Here is a 25991-nt window from a genome sequence, read left to right on the forward strand (position 1 = left end):
CAGGTTTTAAGCAGGTAAGTGACAGCAGCTGCCCATGCGTCTTAAATGGTCGTTTGACTGAGTATCGCTGGCTGTCACCGCCCACTATAAAAGAGATTTTTACCATGGCAAAACGCTTAGAAAATAGTTTCCAATTTTTAGATGTACCAAGGTTCGATCCGGCGAAAAAAGACATTGCCACGCGCTCAACGGAATTTGTTGAAATTTACAAACCGTTTGAGAGCGAAGCCGTATCACAGCAGTCGCATCGTTGTCTTGAGTGTGGAAACCCTTATTGTGAATGGAAATGTCCTGTACACAATTATATTCCCAACTGGCTTAAGCTTGCGACCGAAGGACAAATCTTTCAAGCAGCAGAGTTGTGTCATCGTACCAATACGCTGCCTGAGGTTTGTGGTCGCGTTTGTCCGCAAGACCGTCTGTGTGAAGGCGCTTGTACGCTCAATGATGGTTTTGGCGCTGTGACGATTGGTAATGTTGAAAAATATATCAATGACACAGCCTTTGCCTTGGGCTGGCGTCCAGATATGTCGGATGTGGTTTGGACCGACAAAAAGGTTGCCATCATTGGGGCAGGACCTGCAGGACTCGGTTGCGCAGATATTTTAGTCAGAAATGGCGTCAAGCCAGTCGTCTTTGATAAGCGTCCAGAGATTGGCGGCTTGCTAACTTTCGGCATTCCAGAGTTTAAAATGGAAAAAGACGTGATGCGTAATCGCCGTGTCATTTTTGAAGGCATGGGCATCGAATTCCGTCTTGAAACAGAAATCGGTACAGATATCAGTATTGATGAGCTATTGAGCGATTATGATGCAGTCTTTATGGGTATGGGAACCTATACTTATATGCGCGGCGGTTTTGCGGGTGAAGAGCTAGAAGGCGTTTATGATGCGCTAGATTATCTGATTGCCAATGTGAATCGCTGTAATGACTGGGAAAAGAATCCTGAAGAGTATATCGATTTCAAAGGCAAAAAAATTGTGGTGTTGGGCGGTGGCGATACCGCCATGGACTGTAATCGTACCAGTATCCGTCAAGGCGCCGAAAAAGTGGTCTGCGCCTATCGCCGCGATGAAGAAAACATGCCAGGATCGCGCCGTGAAGTGGTCAATGCTCGCGAGGAGGGCGTTGAGTTTTTATTCAATCGTCAACCAACCGAAATCATTGGCTTGAATGGTAAAGTGAATGGGGTCAAAGTCGTCACAACCCAGCTAGGCGCGCCTGATAACCGTGGTCGTCAACGCCCTGAGCCAATTCCCAATTCAGAAGAAATTATTCCTTGTGATGCGGTGATTATGGCCTTTGGTTTTAGACCGAGTCCCGCTGACTGGTTTGAGTCGCAGCAAGTGTCGATGGACAGTTCTGGTCGGGTTTTGGCTCTTGAGTCACAGACCTTTAAGTTCCAAACCAATAACCCGAAAATATTTGCGGGTGGCGATATGGTACGTGGGTCTGACTTGGTAGTTACAGCGATCTGGGAAGGTCGTGAAGCGGCAGAAGGTATCCTTGATTTCTTAGAAGTATAAGTAAAGGCTTTTTACTTAAAGTAGTTATGAGTTTTGACCTCAAACGTCTTTTGTCTTTTAATAGGCAAAAGACGTTTTTTTTGAGAATGGCTTTGTAAATACAGACGTGGCTGCTAGCATGTTCACTTGTAGCTTGTCATTTATCTTCCTGATTCTAACCATCAACTAACAAGAGTGGTTTTGCGTGAAATTACCTATGTGGCAACGATTTACCGCACCGTTTATTGAGCCTTATGTTCGCTATCAGTATGTGGATGTGTTGCATGCCATACGTTTGGGTGTGGCAATAATACTGGCGTTTTTAGCGAACAAACTTACCAATCTTCCTCATGGAGAATGGACAACCATTACGGTCTTTATCATATTGGGCTTGTTACAGTATCAAGGAGCGATCTATACCAAGGCCAAAGAGCGAGTACTTGGTACATTGTTCGGTATTGTTACCGCACTTGGTGTGCTTTGGTTTACTCACAATGTCGGCGCGTGGTTATGGGTAGATTATGCACTCATTGGCTTGCTCAGTGGCATCATTGGCTATTTGGCAATCAGGCAACTTGGGTACACAGGGTTACTGACGGGTATCACTATGCTGATGATTGTCTCAGATTTGGGCCATAGCACTATCGCTCAAGATGGGATTTACCGTGTCCTTAATATTTTAATTGGAACCGGTGTTGCGGTAGCAGTGACGTTGATTCTGCCACTGAAATCCACCTTGATGTGGCGCTTTTTATTGGCCAGTAACCTTGAGGCCTGTGGCAGTCTCTATGCAGGCGTGGGCAATCATATTGATGCTACAGAAGGTACAACTGAGCAGGCTGCCAAGCAACCAGATACCGTCGCTTTTCCCGCCAATGATGTGCCCGTTGATAAAGTGCTGGTCACCTCATTACAGCAGATCAATAAGCGATTACTGGCGGTACGTCCTCATATCGCAGCGACTGCGAGTGAATCAGGCATCAAAAAAGAGACCTTAGAGACCATTCAGCGTACGCATCGTAATATTATTGGAACCATTGATTTGTTGTTAAGTGCGGCACCGCGCTTGGCCAATATTGAGATCGATGACGAAAACCATACGCTGTTGATTCATTATCAGCATGAGCTAACTCAGGCCATGCAACATATGGCAGCCGTGCTGCGTAGTCCAAGTGATGAGATGTTTCGTCCCATTACGCGCATTACTGTATCAGAATACCCAAGCGTCCATCATTTGGCTTTTGAGTGGCAGGGATACTTTTGGTTAACCAAGACTTTGCAAGCGCAGTTGCAACAGTTGAGTGACTTGTTGCAGACCACCAAGCCGAATTGGTATGCCGCTTCAGGTCTGGGCTATCAGCGTCGTGAGCAGCGAAAAATAAAGCAGCAAGGCGGTGAGACAGATTTACATTTATAAAAAAACGCTGACTTTTTAAGTCAGCGTTTTTATTTTTACCGGTATTATTAAGGGTGCAGCAGAAGGGATTAACGCCCCGTTTTTAGCTTATCCCAATACTGCTGATACACTTGCAAGGCTTCGTCACCCACGTCTTCTTGGAATTCAGCTTTGGCCAATATTTCTTTGCTAGGATAAATCGTTGCGTTATTACGCACTTCTTCGTCCATGAGCTCACGTGCAGCGATATTAGGTGAAGCATAGCCAATCTCTTCACTGACGATCTTGGCAACTTCAGGACGCAATAAGTAATCAATAAACTTGTGCGCAGCATCGACTTGTTTGGCATTTTTTGGAATAACGAAATTGTCCATCCACAAGATTGCGCCTTCAGTGGGATATTTATAAACCAAGCTGGTCAAACCTTCATCGTTCGCCATGACCGCTTCGCCGTTCCAGCTCATACCAAGTGCCGTTTCACCTTCAATGTAGGGCATACGCGTTGCATCAGAATTAAAGGTTTTAACATTTGGCATCAAGGTCGTCAGCTTATCATAAGCGGCTTTGATCTCATCAGGGTTGCTGCTATTACCTGAATAACCCAGCGTCAATAATGTCATACCGAATACTTCGCGTACGTCATTGGTCAACATCACCTGACCCTTATACTCAGGACGCCATAGGTCGTTCCAGCTGTTTACCTTGCTAGCATCAACCGTATCACCATTGATTGCCAAACCGGTACTACCCCACATATAAGGAATCGAATATTTATTTTCAGGATCAACTTTGGTATTGGTAAATGAGGTATCTAGGTTTTTAAAATTGGTTAATTTGGATTTATCCAGCTCTTGCAGGAGACCTTCTTTGGCCATCTTTTCGACATAATAGGTCGATGGAATAGCAAGGTCATATTGACTGGAGTCATCGAGCAACTTGAGCTTGGCGTACATGGCTTCATTTGAGTCAAACGTGGTGTAATTCACATTGATACCAGTCTCTTCCTCAAAGCCATCCAAAACCTCTTGTGGCATATATTCTGACCAGTTATACAAGTTAAGCGTCACATCGCTCGCGGCAGCACTACCATCAGCCGATGCATTATCAGAGTTGCTACAGCTGGCAAGTGTCAAACCCACTGTCATAGCCAACAAGGCTTTTGGCAACGTGCGACTGAGAGAGGCAGTAGCGCTAAGGGGTAGGTGGGACGAGGATAAATGGGTCAAAATTTCTCTCCTAAAGAAGGTAGTACAAATGGATAAAAGCTTATGAACAATAAATCAGTAAATACAAGCAAGTAACCCTACTATTATGGTCATTGTTCTTTGATTTTTAAAGGGGCAAAGTCAATAACGCCAGTATGCAATCGTGCTACGATAAGTTCAGACTTAGCTTCAGCCAAATGCTTATCGTTGTACTGGATCCTGTCTTTAATTCAATCGATAGTCATATAAATGGACTAAATTCTGCCAATTTAGCTCTGCTTATGGCCTTTGATTTGAGTGCAGCTATTACTAGGTATTCTATTGCGGTCGATGGTGGTTCGACGATGCCATAGCATTGATTTTGAACGCTTGATAAACCAATGAATGCTCGATATAGTTAGCTCAAAACAAAAAAGATATATTTGAAACGGTTTTCTATTGGCATAAATGTTTGGTGCTTGCTTTATACTTTGTACTATAGGGGCCTCGTACTATTTATCCCAGTATTACCGTACTTTTTAAAATGAATCAACGATAAGCCTTACACAACGAAGAAGACAGTTAATTGATTTTGATAAACGAGAGATGAAATGGACAATCGTAGACTTGCTGGCATGATCACTATTCTTATAGGTCTGTTCGGTATTATCGCCTACCTAAATGCGGGTAATGGAACGCCAGTAGAAAGCTGGCCATTAGAGGCTTATCTTAGTATGGCCGCTAGCATTGAGACACTAACGAGCGTATCGACAACGTTGGTTTATGTTCTCACAGTTGGGCTGTTGTTTTTGATTATTACAAGACTTTATAAAACTGGTATTTGGGCTTATGATCAGATGGCTCGGCGAGCATGAGTGCTAATGCGCGCCTAAAATTTCTACGCTATACAAAACTGACCTAGCACCGCCTGTATGCCAAACTCTTCAATCGTTCCTGTGACAAAATCTGCTCGCTCGATTAGAGCAGGTTTTGCGTCACCCATTGCTACTGCAAATCCGACCAGATCAAACATCTCAAGATCATTCATACCGTCACCAAATGCCATGCACTCGCGCACATCCACACCATAATACGCACACATGTCTTTGATACCGCGCGCTTTGGACGCCTCAATTGGTAGAATATCAGCACCGATATGATGCCAATGTACCAGCTTCAAGTCATATTTCTCAAAATCGACCTCTTGCATTTTGTCTTCTTGGTCGTTGAAAAATACGGAACACTGATAAACCGTATTTGACTTGTAGTACTCTGGGTCAACGATAGAGTTGGGCGTTCTGGCATTATAGTCACGCAAACGCTCGTTTTCATCTGACCATACAATATGCGTCGCTGAGTCAAACTTGTGAATAAGGTTGCTCTGTTGGCAAAGATAAGAAATCTTATCGGTCTGCTCAGCATTCAATGGATAATGGCTAATCATGCCACTGTGATCAAAGCTGTATTGACCATTCATACAAATAATCGCATCCAAAATATCTGCATTCAGTAGTGCCAAAATATCATCAGGCAAAATGGCTTTCGAGCGTCCAGTTGAAATCACCAGCTTAATATCCGTCTCTGCCAGCTGCTCAAGGGTCGCTTTATTATGTTCAGCGATAATCCCATTACGACTCAAAGTATCATCTATATCAAAGAATATAATCTTAGGCGTGGTTATCTTATTCATCATCTCTCTTGCAATCTTATCTTTAATAAACATGATTATCCTTCGTGATTTCCACCCAGGTGCGAGGGTGGTAAAAATGCAATTAGCCACATTTATGGCGTTTGGTTGCTTATCTGTATGGGTTTTATCGTACCGTTTCATCAATTGTAAGTGAAAAAATTTTTGACTAGATTGTGTAACGCATTGACAGCTGGTTGTATTCAGTCAAACAATCACACAGGCTATGGTTGATTTTACCGCCGCTGGCTATATATATATTCTACATATTTGCTTATAGTGTTTTAGTAAATCTAATTAATATTTTCGGATTATCAAACTTTAAGTTGTTTATAAAAGCATTGATGAATCATGTATGAGTGCTGATAAAGAGATCGAATAAGCAAAACCAATTTATAAGGATAATACCATGACAGCCTTTACTCAAAAATTGAATCCTCAAGAAGCCTTATCACCGCGGCATCCTAACAGTCGCCTTCAAGCAGATTGGCTATTTTTATATGACAAACTGCCACCTGCTCAATGGTTCAGCGCAGAGTATGTCTATAAAACGTCTGGCTGGTTAAATATTCATGCTGATATACGTAAACGTCAGCATATTTTGACGCAGATCAGCGATGCCTATCATTCTGGTAGTATTGAATGGTCAGAATATCGTGTGCAACTCTTACCACGAATCAACCAGTATATTATGAAATTGCATCATCACCATAATATCGAGGATCAAGCGTATTTCCCATCGTTTATTCGTATGTACCCGCAGCTAAAATCAGGTTTTGAGATACTGGATCGAGACCACATACACTTGGATGCAATATTAAATGAGCTGCAAGCATTAAACGAGAAGCTTGCGACCAGTGAAGCCGAAGACAAAGCACTGGGGGAGCAATTGCACAAGACCTTGATTGACGTCAGCAATCTATTGTCTCAGCATCTAACAGATGAAGAGGATTTGGTGATTCCTATTTTGGGTTTGAATTGAATGTATGAGTAATCATAGAATAAACGTTCTAATTATTGATATAATATATTCACATATTTTAAAAAGCATTTAGGTGGAATGGTCGAGATGTTATAAAAATACAAAAACATGGCAAAAGACGAAAAAATGTTATTGCGTGTATTTAGTATTAAATAGTATCTTAATCTAAATGAATTTCTTATAAATAGGATTTCTGATGCAGACAGACACTCGCCATACTTCAGAAAAGCATAAGAGAAATGGAGAGCATATTCTCATTAGCCTGACGTATATTGCTAAAAAAACTGACAAAAATTCAGGTGTGGAGTTGGCTCGTGCTCTTGAGCATTGGCGCAGATACTTTGAAAAAAGCGAGATAACCTCAGCTTTGGTCGTTAACGATAATTATTTTATTCAAAATATTCAAGGTTCAAGACCTGCCATCAATCATGCCCTAGCAAAAATAATCAGCGAGTATTTAGAAATCTCACCCAATGTGATCGAAGTTGAAGAAATAGAGGTACGCACGTGGGATAAATTTTTAATTAAGCATCTGACATCGAGCGTTGAAGATGAAGAATATGCGCTACAACATTTTTCAGCAGGTGCTGACTTTAATCCCTATTTAATGAAAAGTACTCAGATTAGACATTTTCTAAATGCCATTTTTGCAGAGGATAAAATTGTATAGTAGCTTAATTGAAGCTAGAGACCGGTTTTGATTAATTACTTTTAATAAGGAGCATTTGATAATTGCACTGTTCTGTCGCCCAACATCGTAGGAATACACCACTCATATCTTTTAATCATTAGCATAACGCTGCTGCCTTGACTGAGCCAGCTTTCTACCACCATTGCCCTATAATAAATCTCACCATATTATTTTTTTAATATAGCCATGTTTCCTTTATAAAAACGCTAATGGCAGACTATAAGACGATCATTAGAATACAAAAACATAGTAAAAGACAGACAAACGTTGTGGGCTATATTCCGCTTTAGACGTTATCTTGATTAAATGAACTTTTTATATAATGGACCCCTTATGCAGACAAACACTCGCCATACTTCAGAAAAGCATAAGAGAAATGGAGAGCATATTCTCATCAGCCTGACATATATTGGTAAAAATAGTGAAAAAAATAACGGCGTAGAGCTGACTCGCATACTTGAACAGTGGCGAAGAAACAATGAACAAAGCGATATAACGTCAGCGCTGGTTATCAATGATGATTATTTGCTTCAAAGTATAGAAGGGTCAAGAACTGTTATTAATGAAGTTTTAGCAAAACTGATTAATGAGTATTCGCACCTTTTACCTCATATCGTTGAAGTCAAAGAAATAGAAGCACGCAAGTGGGATGGTTTTTTAATAAAGTATTTAACCTCAAGCGCTGAAGACGAAGAATACGCCCTGAGAAACTTCTCAGCAGGTGCTGACTTCAACCCTTATCTCATGAAAAGTACGCAAATAACCAGTTTTATAGAAGCAATATTTGCAGATACTGAATCTAGTAAATTTTAAATGGGTAGTATTTGCTTACTATCTTGTCAGCTGCTTTAGCTGATGCAAAGAAGCCGCCTATATAGTATCTATAGGCGGCTTTTTGATGAGTCATAGCTGGACTTTTAACTCAGCTTTGCAAAATTTAGGCACTGAAATTTACTATCCAACCTCAACACTCGTCACATTCTGAAAGCCCCTCGGCAACTGACCACCGCGATTACCACGAGTACCTGTATAGTTGGCCAAGTCATTGGGCTTTAGCGTCACATGACGTTTGCCAGCGGTAATGATTAGGCTGTCTTGCTGACTCAGCGGTGTAATGGCCAATACCTCTTCGTCCTCTTTTAACTTAATCAATTTGTTGCCTTTACCGCGTGCTTGTTCAGGTAAGTCATCAAGCGCAAATATCAATAAGTATCCGGCGTTGGTTACGACAGCGAGATGGTCGGGTGCCGCGTTTGCACGACTGCTGGTTGCTTCACTATTGTCATTACTACTGTTAACCATATCTGCTGGCACATCGATACGCGCAACTGGTAGCAAGCGACTGTCAGTTGTTAAAGTAATGATATTTTTCCCCGCTTTTTGATTGCTGTCCAAATTACCAAGGGTATTGATAAAGCCATAACCTGCTGAGCTGGCGAGAATGATACGTTGATCATTATCACCCGTGAGCAACTGCTCGAAGCTCGCACCTGCTGGTGGCTTCAACACGCTGGTGAGCGGATCGCCTTGACCACGCGCAGAAGCAAGGTTGTGTGCATCAATGCTGTAACTGCGTCCGGTGCTATCGAGCACGTAGATTTTTTCGTTGGATTTACCGCGGACGTGTGCTTGATAACTATCGCCTGAACGATAGCTCATACCAGCCGCATCGACATCATGGCCTTTGGCGGCACGAATCCAGCCTGCTTTTGATAGGATGGCGGTCACAGGCTCGCTTGGCACCAAGTCAGACTCTTTTAGTGCCTGCGCCTCTTCGCGTTCTGCCAATGGTGATACACGCTCGTTACCATGTTCTTTCATATCGGCAGTCAGCTCATCAATCATCAGATTGGTCAGACTGTCTGGATTGTCCAAGTATTCTTGAATGATGGCGCGTTCGGCGGCCAGCTCATCTTGCTCGCGGCGCAGTTCAATCTCTTCTAATCGTGCCAACTGACGCAGACGAATATCTAAGATGGCATTGGCTTGAATGTCAGTCAGATCATAATCTTGCATCAACGTTGCTTTTGGATCGTCTTCTTCACGAATGATACGAATGACTTCATCAATATTAAGATACGCAATTAGCAAACCTGCAAGGATGTGCAAGCGCTTATCGATTTTATCGAGGCGAAATTGCAAACGGCGCGTGACGACAGAGCGGCGGCAAATAAGCCATTCTTCTAAGATTTCTTTCAGGTTTTTGACTTGCGGCTTCCCGTTTAGCCCAATCATATTCATGTTGACGCGGTAATTGCTTTCTAGATCCGTGCTGGCAAACAAATGACTCATCACGCGTTCAACATCGACGCGCGCTGATCGCAACTCAAGTACGATACGGCAAGCGTTTTCGTGATCTGACTCATCATGAATGTCAGTAATCCAGGGCAGTTTTTTGTCGGTCATGAGCTTGGCGATTTGCTCTTGAATCTTGTTGCCTGAGACTTGATAGGGAAGTGCATCAATGATGACAAGGTTTTTTTCTTTGCTATCGATATGGAATGTGGCGCGCATTTTGTAGCTGCCACGGCCGCTCTCATACATTGCTTGCAAGTCTTTTTTACTGGTAATGATTTCGGCTGGCGTTGGCAAGTCAGGTGCAGGTATCGACTGAGTTAACTGCTTGACGGACAGCTCAGGGTTTTTGAGCAAACGAATGGCTGCGCGTACCACTTCATTTAAATTATGCGGTGGAATATCGGTCGCCATACCAACGGCGATACCAGTTGTCCCATTTAGCAATATATTAGGCAAACGAGCAGGTAGGGTAGTTGGTTCTTGCATCGTACCATCAAAATTGTCTTGCCAGTTGACTGTTCCTTGTCCAAGCTCTGCGAGCAAGGTATTGGCATAGTCAGACATTTTGGCTTCGGTATAACGCATTGCCGCAAAGGATTTGGGATCATCAGGACTACCCCAGTTGCCTTGACCAGTAATCAGCGGATAGCGGTAGCTAAACGGCTGTGCCATCAGTACCATCGCCTCATAACACGCACTGTCACCATGTGGATGGTATTTACCCAGTACATCACCAACCGTACGCGCTGATTTTTTTGCTTTGGCAGAAGACTTTAAACCAAGCTCACTCATGGCATAGACGATACGACGCTGTACTGGCTTGAGACCGTCAGCGATATTGGGCAACGCTCGATCCATGATGACGTACATGGCATAGTTGAGATAGGCTTGCTCAGTGAATTCTGCGACTGAGCGGGTATCCATCGGTTCACTTGGAATGATTGGGTCAATCGTATGATCAATAACATCGGACATAAAATAGGGTTCACTTTTGAGTTTTAATAGGTATTAATAAATGGGGCAAGTAGACAATAAGGATAGTGCTATCGTAAAGGATATTGCGGCAATTAAAAAGGTGCAAGTCAGAATAGACGACAATGCATGACGTGCTCATATCGTTTTAAACCATACTCTGAACCGCACTTTAATCAATAGCTTTTAGAAAATAACTTAAGTATAGTTAATCTAAATATTTTTTATCATTTTACTTATGAACGTAAAATCTAGCGATGTGATATAGCCATTTTCTCTACACACCTATTATCTATTTTTTAAAAAATACGGTGTGACTGGGTGGCACAAATTATCATAAATAGATGAATACGGACAATTCATCATTGATCTATGTGACTTATGGAGTATTTGCTATGTCGCCTGTCTGTTTATCACAAAAATATCCTCATTACTTAACAAAAAGTGCGTTGTTGGCCATTATGGTTATCGGTGCGGGGCTGAGTGCTTGTAGTTCATCTCAAATGACTCCGCCAGTATCAGAACCGAGTAGTAGCACGATTAATCAAGAGGCGGCTAATCAAAGCGCTGTTGACTCAATGAGCGTTGTGGCATCAGAGCCTGTCATGACTATGCAAAATGCTGTAAGCAGTAATATGCTGATACGCGCGGCGCCTCAAATGGGTATCCGTTCAGTACCAAGTATCAGCATACCGCCTCAAGAGCGCGACAATTATCAAAAGAGTGAGGCCAATCCTGTACATCGTACGACAGAAATGGCGGTTTCTACTTTATCTATTGATACTGATACGGGCAGTTATGCCAATGTGCGTCGCTATCTGAATGAAGGTCGACTACCGCCTATCGATGCGGTGCGAGTAGAGGAGTTGATCAACTATTTTCAATATCAGTTTGACGATGGTAAACGCCTTAATAATGCGCCCTTTGTGGTGGCAACTGACGTGGTCGATTCGCCATGGGACAGGGCAGATCAGGATAACAAGATTATCAAAGTTGGTATCAAGGCCGTTGATAGTAATTGGTCTAAAAATAGTAATGCGCAGTCGATGCCACCTGCCAACCTCGTATTTTTGGTCGATGTGTCGGGCTCTATGTCCTCTCTCGATAAGCTGCCATTGGCGCAATCCTCTCTCAAATTACTGACAGAGCAAATGCGCGCAGAAGACAGCGTCAGTATCGTCACTTATTCTGGCAGTACCACGGTGGCATTGCCTGCGACCAGCGGCGACCAAAAAACCAAAATACTGGCCGCAATTGAAAGCTTGAACGCAGCAGGCTCCACCAATGGTGAAGATGCGTTGAAGCTGGCTTACAGACAAGCTGAGCAAGCCATGAAAAAGAATGGTATCAATCGTATTATGATGTTGACTGATGGCGACTTCAATGTCGGAATCAGCGATGTCGACGACATGTTAACGCTGGTCAAAGCCAATCGTGATCGTGGTATATCCTTATCGACAGTCGGCTTTGGACGCGGCAACTTAAACGATTATATGATGGAACAAATGGCGGATAATGGTAACGGCAACTACAGCTATATCGACAGTCTGACCGAAGCCAAAAAAGTCTTTGGTGATGAGCTGGCTGCGACCTTTAATACGGTCGCCAAAGACGTCAAAGTCCAAGTTGAGTTCAACCCTGATGTGGTCAGCGAGTGGCGCTTAATCGGTTACGAAAATCGGGTGCTGGACGAACAAGACTTTAATAATGATAAGGTGGACGCAGGAGAGCTTGGGGCAGGAAAAGCAGTGATTGCACTATTTGAAGTGACACCTAAAGGTAAAAAAGGTCTGTATAGCGACCGCCGTTATGGCAGTAACAACAGCAAATCTAGCACCCAAAACACACAGAATGTAAATGAATTAGCCTATCTAAAAATTCGCTATAAAGCACCAGCAGGCGGCGGCTCAAAGCTTCTTAGTCAACCGATTGATAAAACCAGTCGTGCGTTAAATAGTGCTAATATCGATACTCAGTTTGCGGTGGCAGTGGCAGGTTTTGGTCAGCGGTTAACTCAAAATGAATACATCAATGATTGGCAGTATGCTGATAGTAAAAAACTGGCGAGTAGTGTGCTCGCTCGTCAACCAAGCAGTGATAAAGACGGCATACGTCGCAATTTTGTCACCTTAACAGAGCTTGCTACGGTACTTGATAGCAATAAGTCATAAACGGCAATAAGTCATCAATAAAAACATAGGTGCAGGTATGAGATTTATGAAGAGATCATCACTAAAAAGTATGAATATTTTTCTAACTATTAGGAGTGAATAAAGGCGCTATACATAAGATTATTCATCGTCAAATCTGTTTGCGAACGCAAGTAACAATCTTTTGTATTGAGTAGTCTGTATAAAGTGTGTATGTTAATTAGAAGAGGGTTTTTGACCATTATGTTGTTTGCTCATGCTCATACGATAACATGGCGACTTTGCTTACCAGCATAAGCCTAAATGCTAAGTTTTTGTATGTATATCACACTGTGATTATATGAGTAATCGATCGCGTACTATGACTAGGAGAAAAAAGATTATGGAAAATCAGGGCAACCCCGTTCGTCGCAATGATAAAGTATGGCTCAAAACTTACGAAAAACTTGGTATTCAGTATGACATCACGATGCCAGCTGCCAATACCTCTTTAATCGATATACTCGAAAAAAACTTTGTTACCTATGCTGGCAAAACAGCATTTGTGTGTATGGATGTCAAACTGTCCTATGAAGAATTAGATCGCTATAGCAAACAGATGGCAGCTTATCTGCAATCGTTGGGGCTAAAAAAAGGCGATAAAGTGGCGGTGATGATGCCCAATATTTTACAGCTGCCAGTTGCTGTCCTAGGTGTACTGCGCGCGGGCATGACGTTGGTCAATGTTAACCCACTTTATACCACCAAGGAGCTGGCACATCAGTTAGAAGACTCTGATGCCAAAGTGCTTATTTTGCTAGAAAACTTTGCCAAAACCTACCAAGACATTGGTAAAGACTTGGTTGACCATGTTGTGATTACTTCCATGGGCGACCTTATGAGCCCACTAAAAGGCTTTATCGTGACTGCGGTGGTTCGTCATGTCAAAAAAATGGTGCCTGATTATAGTATCAAAGGCAGTGTTAAATTTAAAAAGGCGCTGAATCGTTTTTCTGCTGATCACTATAAGCGTCCTGATAATATCGGCCTTGACGATGTGGCAGTTCTGCAATATACCGGTGGTACAACGGGTGTTGCCAAAGGCGCGATGCTCACACATGGCAACTTAGTGGCAAACCTTATCCAGTGTGATGTTTACTTGGGCGATGCTTTTGATAAATTTGAAAAGCTAGATGAGCAGCCAGTCATCATGACAGCGCTGCCCTTATATCATATTTTCTCATTCACCGTTTGCGGTATGTTTGGCTTGTATCGTGGTTGTATCGGTCTACTTGTACCAAACCCACGTGACTTTGATAGCTTGCTTAAAGCCTATAAAGCATATCCGCCTGCATTCTTCCCAGCGGTCAATACGTTATTTAACGCCCTTGCAAATAGTGAAGAGTTCCAAGCCATAGACCATAGCAAGCTTGAGATGTCTATGGGTGGCGGTATGGCAGTATTAAAAGACACAGCGGCTAAATGGCAAAAAATAACGGGCAATATCATTGTTCAAGGCTATGGTCTATCAGAGACCTCTCCAGTTGCTTCAGCCAATCCAGAAGGCACTAACGAGTTCTCAGGTAATATTGGTCTGCCAATGCCTTCGACCGATATGGCCATTTTGGATGAAGAGGGCAATGAAGTCACCCTTGGTGAGCGCGGTGAGATTTGTGTTCGTGGTCCACAAGTCATGAAGGGTTACTGGAAGCGCGCGGATGCGACGGCAGAAGTTATGACGGATGATGGTTATTTCCGTACTGGTGATATCGGCGTGATGGATGAAGACGGTTACTTTAAAATTGTCGATCGTAAAAAAGACATGATTTTGGTCTCAGGGTTTAATGTTTATCCAAACGAAGTTGAAGATGCCATGTCAGGTCATCCAAAGATTCTGGAGTGCGGCGTCATTGGTATCGAAGACGAAAAAAGTGGTGAAGTACCAAAAATTTATGTCGTACGCAGTGATGATAGCTTGACGGTTGAAGAGGTTCTCGCCTATGGTAAAGAAAATCTGACCGGCTATAAGCGCCCTCGTTATGTTGAATTTATCGATGAGCTACCAAAATCGAATGTGGGTAAAATCTTACGTAAAGACCTACGCGCGCTTGAAGAAAAGAATCACGGCCAATCGTGATTGCTCACACGGTAGAGAGTTATAACGACAGCATATGTAAGAGACTGTAATAGTTATAGGGTCGCGTTAGCTACAAGTGATAAGGTTGCTCATAGGCAGCCTTATCGTTTTTTATTTTCAGCATTTTGAGCGTTTTAACAGTGCTAGTATAGATAGAGAAACTCTAGCAAAACTGCTATAGTGCTCAGCGACGTATTTTTATAAGTATCTAAAAAACGTCGGTGTTACTGTATAAACCATGATGGCAAAAATGATAGCCAATTTGGTTTTGCTAAATGATTGCGCCACCTATCACGGGCCTGATAAGACGCTTTTATTGACCAGCTTATGAATGATAAACCAATTGGATTATTGCTGTATGCATTCATAAGGGTTTGCTGTCACTGATCAATCATAAAAAATGGTGTTTTCGTTAAAATATTCTACATTTTTCATAGTAACGTTTAGGGAAGGTTATGACCGATAATATCAATAAAGAGACAGCAAACGATAAAGCTGCAACCAACAATAAAGACAGTGCTCATAAGAGCAGCGCTGATAAAAACCGTATTCATAAAGACACCGTTTATCAAGACAATATTTATCAAGAAAATGCATTCCCTACCATGCCGACCATCCCTAGCGATAGACCTTGGTTAAGTGCTTATGAGCGCTATGGCATTGATGCTACTATCGATATGCCAGACGACAATACCTCTTTGTTGGAAGTGTTTGAGCGTAATTTTAGCCGCTATGGCAAAAAAACTGCTTATATTTGTATGGGCGCTGAAATCAGTTATAAGCAATTGGATTTATACAGTCGTCAAATTGCCAGCTATCTACAATCATTAGGATTGGTCAAAGGTGATAAAGTTGGGGTCATGATGCCCAATTTGTTGCAGTATCCAGTGGTTGCTTTGGGTATCATCCGCGCAGGTATGGTATTGGTCAACGTCAATCCTTTATACACCAGCCGAGAGCTGTCGCATCAACTGCATGACAGTAGCGCTAAAGCCTTATTCATTGTAGAAAATTTTGCAAAAACCTATCAAGAAGCAGAAGACAAAGGTCAAGTGGAGCATGTGATCGTCTGCAAAATTGGCGATATGTTAGGATCTGTTAAAGGTGCTGTGGTCAACCTTGTAGCACGTCACATCAAAAAAATGATTCCAGCTTATCATTTACCGGATAGTGTGAGCTTCAAGCATGCGCTAAATGCAGTATCGGCCAGTCATTATAAACGCCCTGATTTGAGCTTAAGTGACGTCGCATTGCTGCAATATACGGGCGGTACGACGGGTGTAGCCAAAGGCGCAATGTTGTCTCATGGCAACTTAGTCGCCAACATGCTACAAATCAGCGCCCTTATGAACAGTGCGTTTGAAGATGACGTGGAGGCAGGTGATGTTATTTTGACCGCATTGCCACTGTACCATGTGTTCTCATTTATGGTTTGCGGTATGTACGGCATGTATCAGGGTTATGCAGGCTTACTGATCCCAAATCCACGCGATCTTGATGGTTTGATTAAAGAGATGGGCAAATACAAGCCGTCATTTATCCCTGCAGTCAACACCTTGTTTAATGGCTTGGTGAATAAAGACAGTTTTGCAGAGCTAGATTTCTCCAATCTAAAAGCCTCTATTGGTGGCGGTATGTCAGTGTTGCCAAGTGTGGCCAAAAAATGGCACAACGTCACAGGTCTGCCTATTGTAGAAGGGTATGGTCTGTCTGAGACGTCGCCTGTAGTCGCCTTTAATCCGATGACCATCGCTGAATTCACCAACAAGATTGGTATTCCTGCCTCTAGCACGGACGTGATACTGATCGATGACGACGAAAATGAAGTGGTCATGGGCGATCGCGGTGAGATATGTGTTAAAGGGCCACAAGTAATGATTGGCTATCAAAACCGCCCCAAAGAAACCGCCGAAACCTTTACCGCTAATGGTTACCTAAAAACGGGTGATATCGGTATCATGGATGAAAAGGGCTTCATTAAAATTGTCGATCGCAAAAAAGACATGATTTTGGTCTCAGGTTTTAATGTCTATCCAAATGAGATCGAAGAGGCCATGAGTGAGCATCCAGCGGTGGCAGAGTGCGGTGCTATTGGAGTGCCAAATGAAGAGCGCGGTGAAGAACCAAAATTATTTGTGGTCAAAAAGGGCGAAGTCACAGAACAAGAATTGCTAGATTTTGGTAAAAAACAGCTGACTGGCTATAAGCGTCCCCGTCATATCCAGTTTGTGGATGAATTACCAAAGTCAAACGTTGGTAAGATCCTGCGTAAAGAATTGCGTAAGATGGAAGGCCTAGAATAAGGGTATCACAATAAAGATAAGTAAAAATATGAGCGTAAGGCCGTTAGAGTAATCAGTGCGCCATTTTATGATTGCATCAGCTTTTTAGCAAAACCGCGGCGTTATAGCTTGAGTGAATCTTGCTATTGCGCCGCTGTCACGTTAGGATGGCTGTCTTTTTGAGCATACCAAAACGTCTGTTCATCATTTACTCAGATATATACCAATAACTGATTACTTATCTATTGAGATATATAAACAGCCAAACGGCACCAAATTTGTTATTTTTATGACACTGCTTTTAAAACATTGTACTAGGAATTTTTATGCGTATTGACAATCGTGAGCTTGACCAACTTCGCTCGATCAGCTTTGAGCGCCATTATACTAAGCATGCCGAAGGATCAGTATTGGTAAGCTTCGGCGATACTAAAGTGCTGTGTACTGCCAGTGTCGAATCAGGTGTACCGCGCTGGCTAAAAAGCAAGGGTAAAGGTTGGATCACTGCCGAATACGGCATGTTGCCACGAGCGACCAACACTCGCAACCAGCGTGAAGCGGCACGTGGTAAGCAATCAGGTCGAACGCAAGAGATTCAGCGTTTGATTGGTCGTAGCTTACGAGCCATGATTGACTTGAGCAAGCTTGGCGAAAATACCATTTACCTTGATTGTGATGTGTTGCAAGCGGACGGTGGTACTCGTACTGCAAGTGTGACGGGTGCAGCGATTGCGCTTGTTGATGCGTTAGAAAGTCTTCAAAGAACCAAAAAACTCAAAGCAGATCCGTTGATTGGCTTGGTTGCTGCTGTCTCTGTCGGTATGAAAGATGGCGAAGCCTATTTGGATCTAAACTATGAAGAAGATGCCAGTTGTGACACTGATTTGAATGTTGTCATGACACAAAAAGGTGAGTTCATTGAGCTACAAGGTACGGCCGAAGAAAAACCATTCACCCGTGCTCAGGCTGATGATATGCTCGCAATGGCAGAAAAGGGTATTGCTGAATTGATCAAATTGCAACAAACCGCTTTAGGTTGGTAGTCTGTTTTTTGTATTGAGCATTTTATCAGCCCTTTTAAACCTGCCATAAACTACTTATAGATACTTGGCTTTTTACTCATAAATATCTGACGATAGGTAATAATGCATGCTCAAGCTGACCGATGATGGCGCTAAAATCACGTTGCAAAGTCAGTCGCAAGCGGCTGATAATGGTATGTTTTGGTTCGGGTCAGCGTTGCTGGTAGGCGCAGTAGCGGTGGCTTTGGCCATGAGTTTATTATCAGAGCGCCTCGCTATCGGTGCATTGGCCTTACTTATCGTTGGCAGTTTTATTTTTAATCGACAACGTCAACAACGCAAAAAAGCCATGGCAGGTGTGATTGCAAATGGTGTCTTGTGGGTGCGAGCTGGTGAGCTGGTGCATGACAATCAAGGCAAGCGTGAGCATATCCAGTTGACTGATGGTGATAAAATTATGCTTATTGGCGAGCAATTACAGATTGTCGATGATAAAGATAAGCAAAAGTATTATATTAGTGGTTTTGATAGTCTTCAAGAGGCAACAGCGACCAAAGCTATCTTGCAAGGTCAAGCGCTGACCAAGCGTCATGTCAATATCAAAATGAATAGTGATTCATATGATACTGAGTGAATGATCTGTCTTTATCACTGAGTCAAGACTGTTTTATCCTATCTGTATTCTCATATATATCCTCCTCTTTAAACCATTAGTCTGGGTTTTTATACCTTTTATCTATTCTAAAACTTGAATAGTACTTGCAGATTCCTATCCAAATAGTTTATAAGTAAGCTTGAAAAGTCTAATCATCATTCATGCTATTACTTATATTTTATTGGCAAGGAGTTAGCCATGTCGCGTTTGCCCATTTCGTTGGTTACAGCGTCGTGCAGTTTGTTATTATTTACTTTTGGTTCAATCGGTTCAGCTTATGCAGATAGCATGAGTGCACTCATCGCCCAAAAGTCTGTTCAATCTAATTATTCATCTCCATCATACTCTGTAGTCCCTTCTGCCAAAGTCAGTACTCGCTCTACCATTCAGCGCGCTGGCACCTACCGTAGCAATACTGCCACCCAGCCTATTATCAGTACCAGATATTCAACTGCCCATGCTATCAATAGACCCAGTTACGGCACTCAGCAACCAGCCTATCGTTATCCTAGCGTACAAAATCAAGCACCAGTAGTGCTGCCTGCTTTTTTGTCTGGTAACTACGATAATGTTGATAATGAGTATTTACCGTTATTAAGTAGCGCAGAGACGCAAAGCAGTTTGGCAGCGCGTGAAGTGGTCAGTATGGCTCGCAAAATGGCGCTCAATGAGCGTACGATTATTAAGGGCGGCTGTTGGGACTATCTTAATGCGGTATTTAATCGCGCAGGCGTGAGCCGCGATACCATTCATAAAGGCACCTATAGTCAGGGCCCTTATGCTCGTAGTGATGAAATTGAAGTAGGTGATTGGCTCTATTATATCAACCACGGTTATAACCGTGTCGAGCACAGCGGGCTGTTCGTGGGCTGGGTTGATGAAGCATCCAAACAAGCCTTGATACTTAGCTATGCGGGCGAAAACCGCCGCGAACCTGCACGCTATCGTGTATATGATTTGAGCAACGTCTATCAAATCATGCGTCCTAGCGTGTAGTGCAAAGGCTAAATATTTGAGTGTCTGATGGTATGAGAGCGTTGCCAAACTCACTTAGTTAACGAGAAAAAATGACAAATAAAAAAGCGTCCACCACTTCTATGTGCTGGACGCTTTTTTGTCAAATGGTGTGGCTACTTTACTTACTACTTACGTATCAGTTTCACTCGATGCTTTCTAATACAGCGCTTAAAAAGGTTTTACCACCACCAAAATCACAATAATGACTAACGCAAACACAGGCACTTCATTAAACCAGCGCCAAAACTTATGGGTTTTATAATGCGGATTGTCTATCAGTTTTTTGCGGTAAAAACCACACGCCCCATGATAGCCGGACAACAGTATGACTAATAGCAGCTTGACATGTAGCCAGCCTTGGGTTTTGTAAACCTCCCAGCCCATTCCTAACATCCACAGACCAAAGACCCATGTGGCGATCATCGATGGTGTCATGATACCGCGATACAACTTGCGCTCCATAATAACAAAGCGCTCTTGGCTGATGCTATCATCACTCATCGCATGGTACACAAACAGGCGCGGCAAATAAAATATGGCAGCAAACCAGCAAACCATAGAGATAATGTGCGCGGCTTTGATCCAATTAAAATAATCTGGCATGATGTCTCTCTTATATACACCTAAGCTTAGTTGGGCAGTAAATCATGCGAGCAAGCTTAGCGCAGATTGTCTACTAATGGTAGCGTTAGACACGACTACTCAGCCAATACGACCCTTGATTGATGACCACTCATGGCGTCCAAAACAGGCACTTGCTTTGGGGCGCGCGGCGCGGCAAACTGTTTGGTCAAACCCAGCTCTCGCATCAATCTATCATCGCCTGACTGACTGGCATTGCCTGTGGTCAGGAGTTTATCACCATAAAAGAACGAATTGGCACCTGCCATAAAGGCTAGGGCTTGCTCAGAATCAGACAGACTTTCGCGTCCAGCAGACAAACGTACATAGCTGGTTGGACAGCAAATACGAGCCACAGCAATCGTACGTATCCATTCAAGTACTGATAGCTGTCCTTCTGCCAAGACTTTATCACCAATTGGTGTGCCAGCAATCGGCACCAACAAATTGACAGGGATAGATTCGGGTGCTTTAGGCATTTTGAGTAGCTCATGTACCCAATCAATGCGGTCATCACGACTTTCGCCCATGCCCACGATATTACCACTACAAACATTGATGCCTGAGTTACGCACGTTGGCAAGCGTGTCCAAGCGCTCATCATAACTGCGCGTACTGACCACTTGCTCATAATAACGTCGTGACGTATCGAGATTGTGATTGTAATAATCCAGTCCTGCATCAGCCAATTGAGTGGCTTGGTCGGTATCTAGCATACCAAGAGTCATACAAGTCTCTAGTCCCAACGCTTTTACTTCTTTCACCAGCTCAACCACATAAGGCATGTCTTTGGCGCTAGGGTGTTTCCAAGCAGCACCCATACAAAACCGCGACGAACCAGTGGCTTTGGCACGTTTGGCTGCGGCAATGACTTTATCAATCTCCAAGCGTTTTTCTGCTTGTAATTTGGTCGTATCGCGATGATGACCGGACTGTGAGCAATAGCCGCAATCTTCAGGGCAGTTACCCGTCTTGATAGACAATAAAGTGCTGATCTGTACTTCATTGGGGTTAAAGTTTTCTCGATGAATCGTTTGTGCTCGTAGCAATAAATCCATCAAAGGCAAATCGAACAGTTGCTCAATGTCTTCACGAGTGTATTGTTCAGTGACATCTTTTGTTGCCTGAGTGGCATCATTCACTAGGCTTGCCAAGAAGTCATTATTGGTGTCGTTTTGATTATTCATATCAGTGGGGCTACCGGCATTAGGTTCTGAGATGCTAAGTAATCCTGCCATGGTATAAGTCCTTTTATCATACTATTAAGGTGTATCAGATAATTGCTGATACGCTTATCGTTTTTAAGGTCATAAAAAAGGTTGCGCTATAGTATAACGCAACCTTTTTAGAAAAACAGACCACTACCAAATAAGATTTATAATCGACACAATTATAAACATGAGTAGCAACTATTTAAATGTGGCTATTCAGTCAATAACTTGCGGGTTATTTGCCCATTTTATGCTTTGCCACACCGATCCAATGATTGGCAAAATTTTGTGCTTTATAAGCATACGGCTTGGCTTTTTGGAGATAGGGTTTATATTCTTCTGGGATAGGTGGCACGATATGTTTGGCCAGCTTGTTAAACCACATCATTAGGCTGTAATCACCCTCAATGCTTAGGTTGCCTTCTTGGACCGCTGTCATAAACGAGGGTAGATCGCCTTTGGTCAACAGCTTAACGCCAGTCATAGAGTCTTTAAAATTGATCGTCAAATCTGCTTTTTCGGCATGGCCGCTATGTTGGCTAAATTGACCATCATCAAATCTAAAATAACGAGCAATATCAGACTCGTCGCTTGCGATTTCGATAGTTACTTTACGGTCAGCAAATAGCGCTTTGATGTCTTCATTGTCACTATCAGCAAGCATTGACAAACGATAACCCACGACCGCTAATAATACATCTAACGGATCAGACTTAATATTTAATACAGGCACAGTAAACATAAATAAACTCCTAAAGAATGAGACGCAAATAGTGCGTACTTTATACCAGTTTTATTGACAAATATATAAATAGATTATAAACGATGGACAGGTGGCAATTCTTTAGGAGTTACGTAGAGAGCGTTAAGTATCTTGTAACATTCAATGATGCCAATATACTGGTGACATCCTTAGTGAAAACGCGGTTGATAGTCGTCATCATAGACAGGCGTATGCTCTTTATAACGGGCTGCTTCCAAAGCACGCTGCTGCTGTACAGTGCGACTCACATCTTCGTAACGTATTGCTCGGTACAATACCCAGCCGACCAAAGGCAGCCAGCTGATACCCATCGCAATTACGTAGCTGTGCCATTCCGACAGCTCCGACAGCATAGGGCGAGCGGCGAGTAAGCTCTGGAGCACTTCCACACTCAACCAATAAGCCATACCACCGAATAGGTACCATAGTAGCCAGCGCTGAGAGGACAAAGCAAGCGCCACGATTAAGCCGATTAGTCCGCCATAACCGAGCAATGCAGTGCCACTCAAAGTAGCGATACCAATAAAAGAAAAGACAGTTAATAACATCATTCATCTCGCTATTCATAAGGTGAATTTCAATGTCATCATTATGAAAGTTTGTTGAACAAAGCTAAAGAGGGTAGAGGCGACTTTGCGACAACCGTTGACGTTTGATTTTTTGATGAGTTTTGGGTGTTATTTATCACAGATTTGAAACTAAACGCCATAAAATGCGCGTTTAGTTTTTATGATAAAAAAGTGTTTCAATGGTGTTTGCAGTAGCGATCAAAGAGAGCGATTAAAGGTTAACTTGGGATGAGTTTTGACTCAGTCCGCATTTATACGCGATTGCTACGATGGCCCCACCAAGATAATAGCGATACTAAAACCGCGCCCAATAGCATAAGCCCCAAGGTGGTCAACCACTGTGCACCAGTAGGGTATTGCCACGGCATAACATTGGTGACGGCGGTGCTGTTGAGCGTGCCCAGCGCATCGACTTTCCAAGGCCATACTTTCACTAAAGAGCCCGCGATGAATCCTGTGAGCAACGCTAAGGTCGCTTGATAGTAGCGGGATAACAACCATTTGAGCGCACGAGTAAACAATAAAAGCCCCGTTGCCATACCAGCAATAACCGTAAAAATAATAGTAAAATTCAGGGTGTGTACCGCTTCTAAAGCCGTGTCATAAGCACCAAGCAATAATAGAATAAAAGAGCCCGATATGCCTGGTAGTATCATGGCGCAAATAGCGATTGCTCCTGCAAAAAACAGATAAGGCAAGCTTGGCGTTGCGGTGAGTAAAGGTAAGCTACTGATCATGACTGCGGCGATAAGACCAACAAAAAATAGTACCACCCGCCCTATATTCCAACGTTTTATCTCAGTTAGTAAGATAAGAACAGTTGCTACGACCAAGCCAAAAAAGAATGACCAAATGAGTAGTGGCTGATAATCCAATAAATACTTGATCATGGCAGCTAACGTAGCAAAGCTTGTGGCAATTCCTAATACTAAGAAAAGCAAAAAGGTAGCGTCCACCGCGCGCCATACAGCAAACAATCCTTTGATACCGCCCTGCTGCCGAAATATCTGCCAAAGATTGGGTCCAATACTACTGAGAGCGTTGATCAATCGCTCATAAATGCCAGCAATCAGGGCAATCGTACCACCAGAGACGCCAGGTACGATATCTGCCGCGCCCATAGCCATACCTCTAATATAGATGCCCAATAATTGCTTTGGGCTGTCAGTAATAAGACGGGTATTTTCATCCGGTAATTGCGGCGTTGACGACTCGTTCGGTCGCGGTGATTGTGGTGCCGTCATGGACAAATCCTTTATTATTTAACGATAAGCGCTGAAAATGAATGCCAACAGTCATGCTAAAACAGCAATGCAGTAGATGGCCGTATTAAATCTGATGAGTGTGTCGTAATGTTGTGTCGCATAAAAGCCAGATCAACGATGCCGCCATTAATCTGACTTAAAGGTTCGTTAATCTGGCTCATAGTATGAACTTGAGTATGGAACGATTATTTAGTAGGAGCAAATGCAGGATAACCGAGAGCATAAAGCGTGCCTTCAAGTCCTGTCGCATTAATAGCGGCGTCCGCGCGCGCTTGAACAATAGGCTTGGCGCGATAAGCCACGCCCAAATCTGCGATAGCCATCATTGGTAAATCATTGGCACCGTCGCCAATGCAGACCACTTGTGACATCTCAATCCCCAATCGCTCAGCCGTATGTTCGACAATAGCGGCTTTTTTGGCACCATTGACGATAGGCAACTGCACATGTCCAGTGACTTCCCCATCTTCGATATCTAAGGTGTTGGCGTGTACCTCATCAATGCCAAGTTGTTCCGCGATATAACGAGCAAAATACGTAAAGCCACCTGATACCAGCACCGTATGATAGCCCAGTGCTTTTAGCGCGTTGATTGTGGTACGAGCGCCAGTTGATAGCGTCAAGCGCCCACATATCTCATCAAGCACATCCGTTGACAGACCTTTTAACAGTGCCACTCGCTGCGCGAAGGATTCATTAAAGTCGATTTCACCGCGCATTGCCGCCTCAGTAATGGCCTCAACCTTCTCACCTACGCCAGCCGCTTTTGCAAGCTCGACGATGACTTCTTGCTCAATTAAGGTTGAATCCATATCAAAGCAAGCAAGCTTATGGGTGCGTAGCATGTGACCGACAGATAAGATATGGCAATCGACGACGTCTAATGAGTCGGCACTGTTTGTACGATAAGTATTCTTGTACGATTCGGTTAAATCGCGGCGCAAGCGTGTTGTCAGCTGATCGTCAATAATATGAGCGGCGGCGGTTTTTTTGCCAGGATGCATTAGCGTGTCGGTTACTGGTACTAACAGATAGCGAAAAACTTGTGATTGTGTAAAGGGCAGACGCTGAGCATTTCCTGCCATCGGTTCGGTATCAGACACGGTGATATTGACAAAACTTGCATCTGCATCTTCTGCAACTGTCACCAGATGCCAGTTTGGCTGCTCATCGACCCATGACTGTACATATTGATGAATATCAAGTGTTGATACTCTGGCAGGTAACACAACAATAAGGGCAAACACGGGGAGAGACTGTAGCGCATCAAAATCTTGCAAATTGGTATCGTTCGGTAATAACGACGCAACAGAATCGACGGCTTGTTGCCATGCTTTGCTGTCTTTTGGTAACGAATAAGATGTATTGTTTGGCATGCCTCAATTGTCCCTTGTATGCTCATATAAGATTAGGAATAATACCAGTTTTACTAAGCAGCGCCTATAGAGGGCACGCAAAGTATCATAGTGTCCTAAAAACGACTATTGTCACTCAAAAAGTAGAAGAAGTAACAGGCTCATGTTGTAATAAATTTCTCAAGCCGCTAACGCTATAAGACTTATTATGGTGATATAGTAGCGAATATTCGCTGAGTGTGTGATGGCT

General features: G+C 43.1%; 21 protein-coding genes. 12 read left to right on the forward strand and 9 right to left on the reverse strand.

Going from position 1 to position 25991, the window contains the following annotated elements; genetic code table 11:
• Positions 1-104 precede the first annotated feature (104 nt).
• Positions 105-1526 carry an FAD-dependent oxidoreductase gene (locus CIK80_RS09190; protein ID WP_062845492.1) on the forward strand — a complete coding sequence of 474 codons (1422 nt, stop codon included), beginning with the start codon at positions 105-107 and terminating at the stop codon, positions 1524-1526.
• A gap of 184 nt (positions 1527-1710) precedes the next feature.
• Positions 1711-2922 (forward strand): FUSC family protein, encoded by a 1212-nt coding sequence (locus CIK80_RS09195; RefSeq protein ID WP_257011726.1) that lies wholly within the window; start codon positions 1711-1713, stop codon positions 2920-2922.
• Positions 2923-2990: 68 nt separating this feature from the next.
• Here the strand turns inward: CIK80_RS09195 and CIK80_RS09200 are convergent, their stop codons facing one another.
• A complete protein-coding gene (locus CIK80_RS09200) occupies positions 2991-4127 on the reverse strand; it encodes an extracellular solute-binding protein (protein ID WP_095569761.1) in 1137 nt (378 codons plus the stop codon).
• Positions 4128-4696: 569 nt separating this feature from the next.
• Between CIK80_RS09200 and CIK80_RS09205 the strand changes: the two genes are divergently transcribed.
• Positions 4697-4960 (forward strand): hypothetical protein, encoded by a 264-nt coding sequence (locus tag CIK80_RS09205; RefSeq protein WP_095569762.1) that lies wholly within the window; start codon positions 4697-4699, stop codon positions 4958-4960.
• A 23-nt stretch (positions 4961-4983) separates the two neighbouring features.
• Here the strand turns inward: CIK80_RS09205 and CIK80_RS09210 are convergent, their stop codons facing one another.
• Positions 4984-5808: a Cof-type HAD-IIB family hydrolase gene (locus CIK80_RS09210; RefSeq protein WP_257011727.1), complete on the reverse strand. Its 825-nt coding sequence runs from the start codon at positions 5806-5808 to the stop codon at positions 4984-4986.
• Between the two features lie 373 nt (positions 5809-6181).
• On the opposite strand from CIK80_RS09210, the gene CIK80_RS09215 reads away from it, so the two are divergent.
• The 3 genes from CIK80_RS09215 to CIK80_RS09225 all read left to right on the forward strand — a co-directional run bounded on the left by CIK80_RS09215 (position 6182) and on the right by CIK80_RS09225 (position 8258).
• Complete coding sequence (locus CIK80_RS09215) at positions 6182-6754, forward strand: hemerythrin domain-containing protein (protein WP_095569763.1); 573 nt, start codon at positions 6182-6184, stop codon at positions 6752-6754.
• A 196-nt stretch (positions 6755-6950) separates the two neighbouring features.
• Positions 6951-7424: a BLUF domain-containing protein gene (locus tag CIK80_RS09220; protein ID WP_095569764.1), complete on the forward strand. Its 474-nt coding sequence runs from the start codon at positions 6951-6953 to the stop codon at positions 7422-7424.
• Between the two features lie 354 nt (positions 7425-7778).
• On the forward strand, positions 7779-8258 hold the full coding sequence (locus tag CIK80_RS09225; protein WP_179288360.1) for a BLUF domain-containing protein: 480 nt from the start codon (positions 7779-7781) through the stop codon (positions 8256-8258).
• A 141-nt stretch (positions 8259-8399) separates the two neighbouring features.
• Here CIK80_RS09225 and parC read toward each other — a convergent pair whose 3' ends face one another.
• Entirely contained in the window at positions 8400-10718 is a 2319-nt protein-coding gene (gene parC / locus CIK80_RS09230) for a DNA topoisomerase IV subunit A (protein WP_095569766.1), read from the reverse strand.
• Positions 10719-11110: 392 nt separating this feature from the next.
• On the opposite strand from parC, the gene CIK80_RS09235 reads away from it, so the two are divergent.
• The 6 genes from CIK80_RS09235 (at position 11111) to CIK80_RS09260 (ending at position 19936) form a co-directional block, all read left to right on the forward strand.
• Positions 11111-12886, forward strand: a complete 1776-nt coding sequence (locus CIK80_RS09235) for a VWA domain-containing protein (RefSeq protein ID WP_257011728.1) — start codon at positions 11111-11113, stop codon at positions 12884-12886.
• Between the two features lie 361 nt (positions 12887-13247).
• Positions 13248-14981, forward strand: a complete 1734-nt coding sequence (locus tag CIK80_RS09240; RefSeq protein ID WP_095569768.1) for an AMP-binding protein — start codon at positions 13248-13250, stop codon at positions 14979-14981.
• Positions 14982-15436: 455 nt separating this feature from the next.
• Complete coding sequence (locus tag CIK80_RS09245) at positions 15437-17284, forward strand: AMP-binding protein (RefSeq protein WP_095569769.1); 1848 nt, start codon at positions 15437-15439, stop codon at positions 17282-17284.
• A gap of 305 nt (positions 17285-17589) precedes the next feature.
• The gene (rph, locus tag CIK80_RS09250; RefSeq protein ID WP_095569770.1) at positions 17590-18306 is read left to right on the forward strand and encodes a ribonuclease PH; all 717 of its coding nucleotides are present in this window, start codon (positions 17590-17592) and stop codon (positions 18304-18306) included.
• 106 nt (positions 18307-18412) lie between these two features.
• Complete coding sequence (locus tag CIK80_RS09255) at positions 18413-18919, forward strand: hypothetical protein (RefSeq protein WP_095569771.1); 507 nt, start codon at positions 18413-18415, stop codon at positions 18917-18919.
• A gap of 219 nt (positions 18920-19138) precedes the next feature.
• Positions 19139-19936, forward strand: a complete 798-nt coding sequence (locus tag CIK80_RS09260; RefSeq protein ID WP_095569772.1) for a hypothetical protein — start codon at positions 19139-19141, stop codon at positions 19934-19936.
• A 189-nt stretch (positions 19937-20125) separates the two neighbouring features.
• On the opposite strand, the gene hemJ is transcribed toward CIK80_RS09260, so the two are convergent.
• The 6 genes from hemJ to serB form a co-directional block, all read right to left on the reverse strand.
• The gene (gene hemJ, locus CIK80_RS09265; RefSeq protein ID WP_062845478.1) at positions 20126-20560 is read right to left on the reverse strand and encodes a protoporphyrinogen oxidase HemJ; all 435 of its coding nucleotides are present in this window, start codon (positions 20558-20560) and stop codon (positions 20126-20128) included.
• Positions 20561-20655: 95 nt separating this feature from the next.
• Positions 20656-21816: a biotin synthase BioB gene (gene bioB / locus CIK80_RS09270; RefSeq protein ID WP_095569773.1), complete on the reverse strand. Its 1161-nt coding sequence runs from the start codon at positions 21814-21816 to the stop codon at positions 20656-20658.
• A gap of 208 nt (positions 21817-22024) precedes the next feature.
• Positions 22025-22531, reverse strand: coding sequence for an SCP2 sterol-binding domain-containing protein (locus CIK80_RS09275; RefSeq protein WP_062845476.1), 507 nt, complete (start codon positions 22529-22531; stop codon positions 22025-22027).
• Between the two features lie 170 nt (positions 22532-22701).
• Positions 22702-23103, reverse strand: coding sequence for an AciT family ciprofloxacin tolerance protein (aciT, locus tag CIK80_RS09280; RefSeq protein ID WP_257011729.1), 402 nt, complete (start codon positions 23101-23103; stop codon positions 22702-22704).
• Positions 23104-23372: 269 nt separating this feature from the next.
• A complete protein-coding gene (locus CIK80_RS09285; protein WP_095569775.1) occupies positions 23373-24365 on the reverse strand; it encodes a DUF368 domain-containing protein in 993 nt (330 codons plus the stop codon).
• A gap of 206 nt (positions 24366-24571) precedes the next feature.
• Complete coding sequence (serB, locus tag CIK80_RS09290) at positions 24572-25762, reverse strand: phosphoserine phosphatase SerB (RefSeq protein ID WP_095569776.1); 1191 nt, start codon at positions 25760-25762, stop codon at positions 24572-24574.
• Between the last annotated feature and the right edge of the window lie 229 nt (positions 25763-25991).

Origin of the sequence: Psychrobacter sp. JB193 (genome assembly GCF_002285555.1) — a bacterium.
In the GTDB taxonomy this organism is placed as follows: Bacteria; Pseudomonadota; Gammaproteobacteria; order Pseudomonadales; family Moraxellaceae; genus Psychrobacter; species Psychrobacter alimentarius.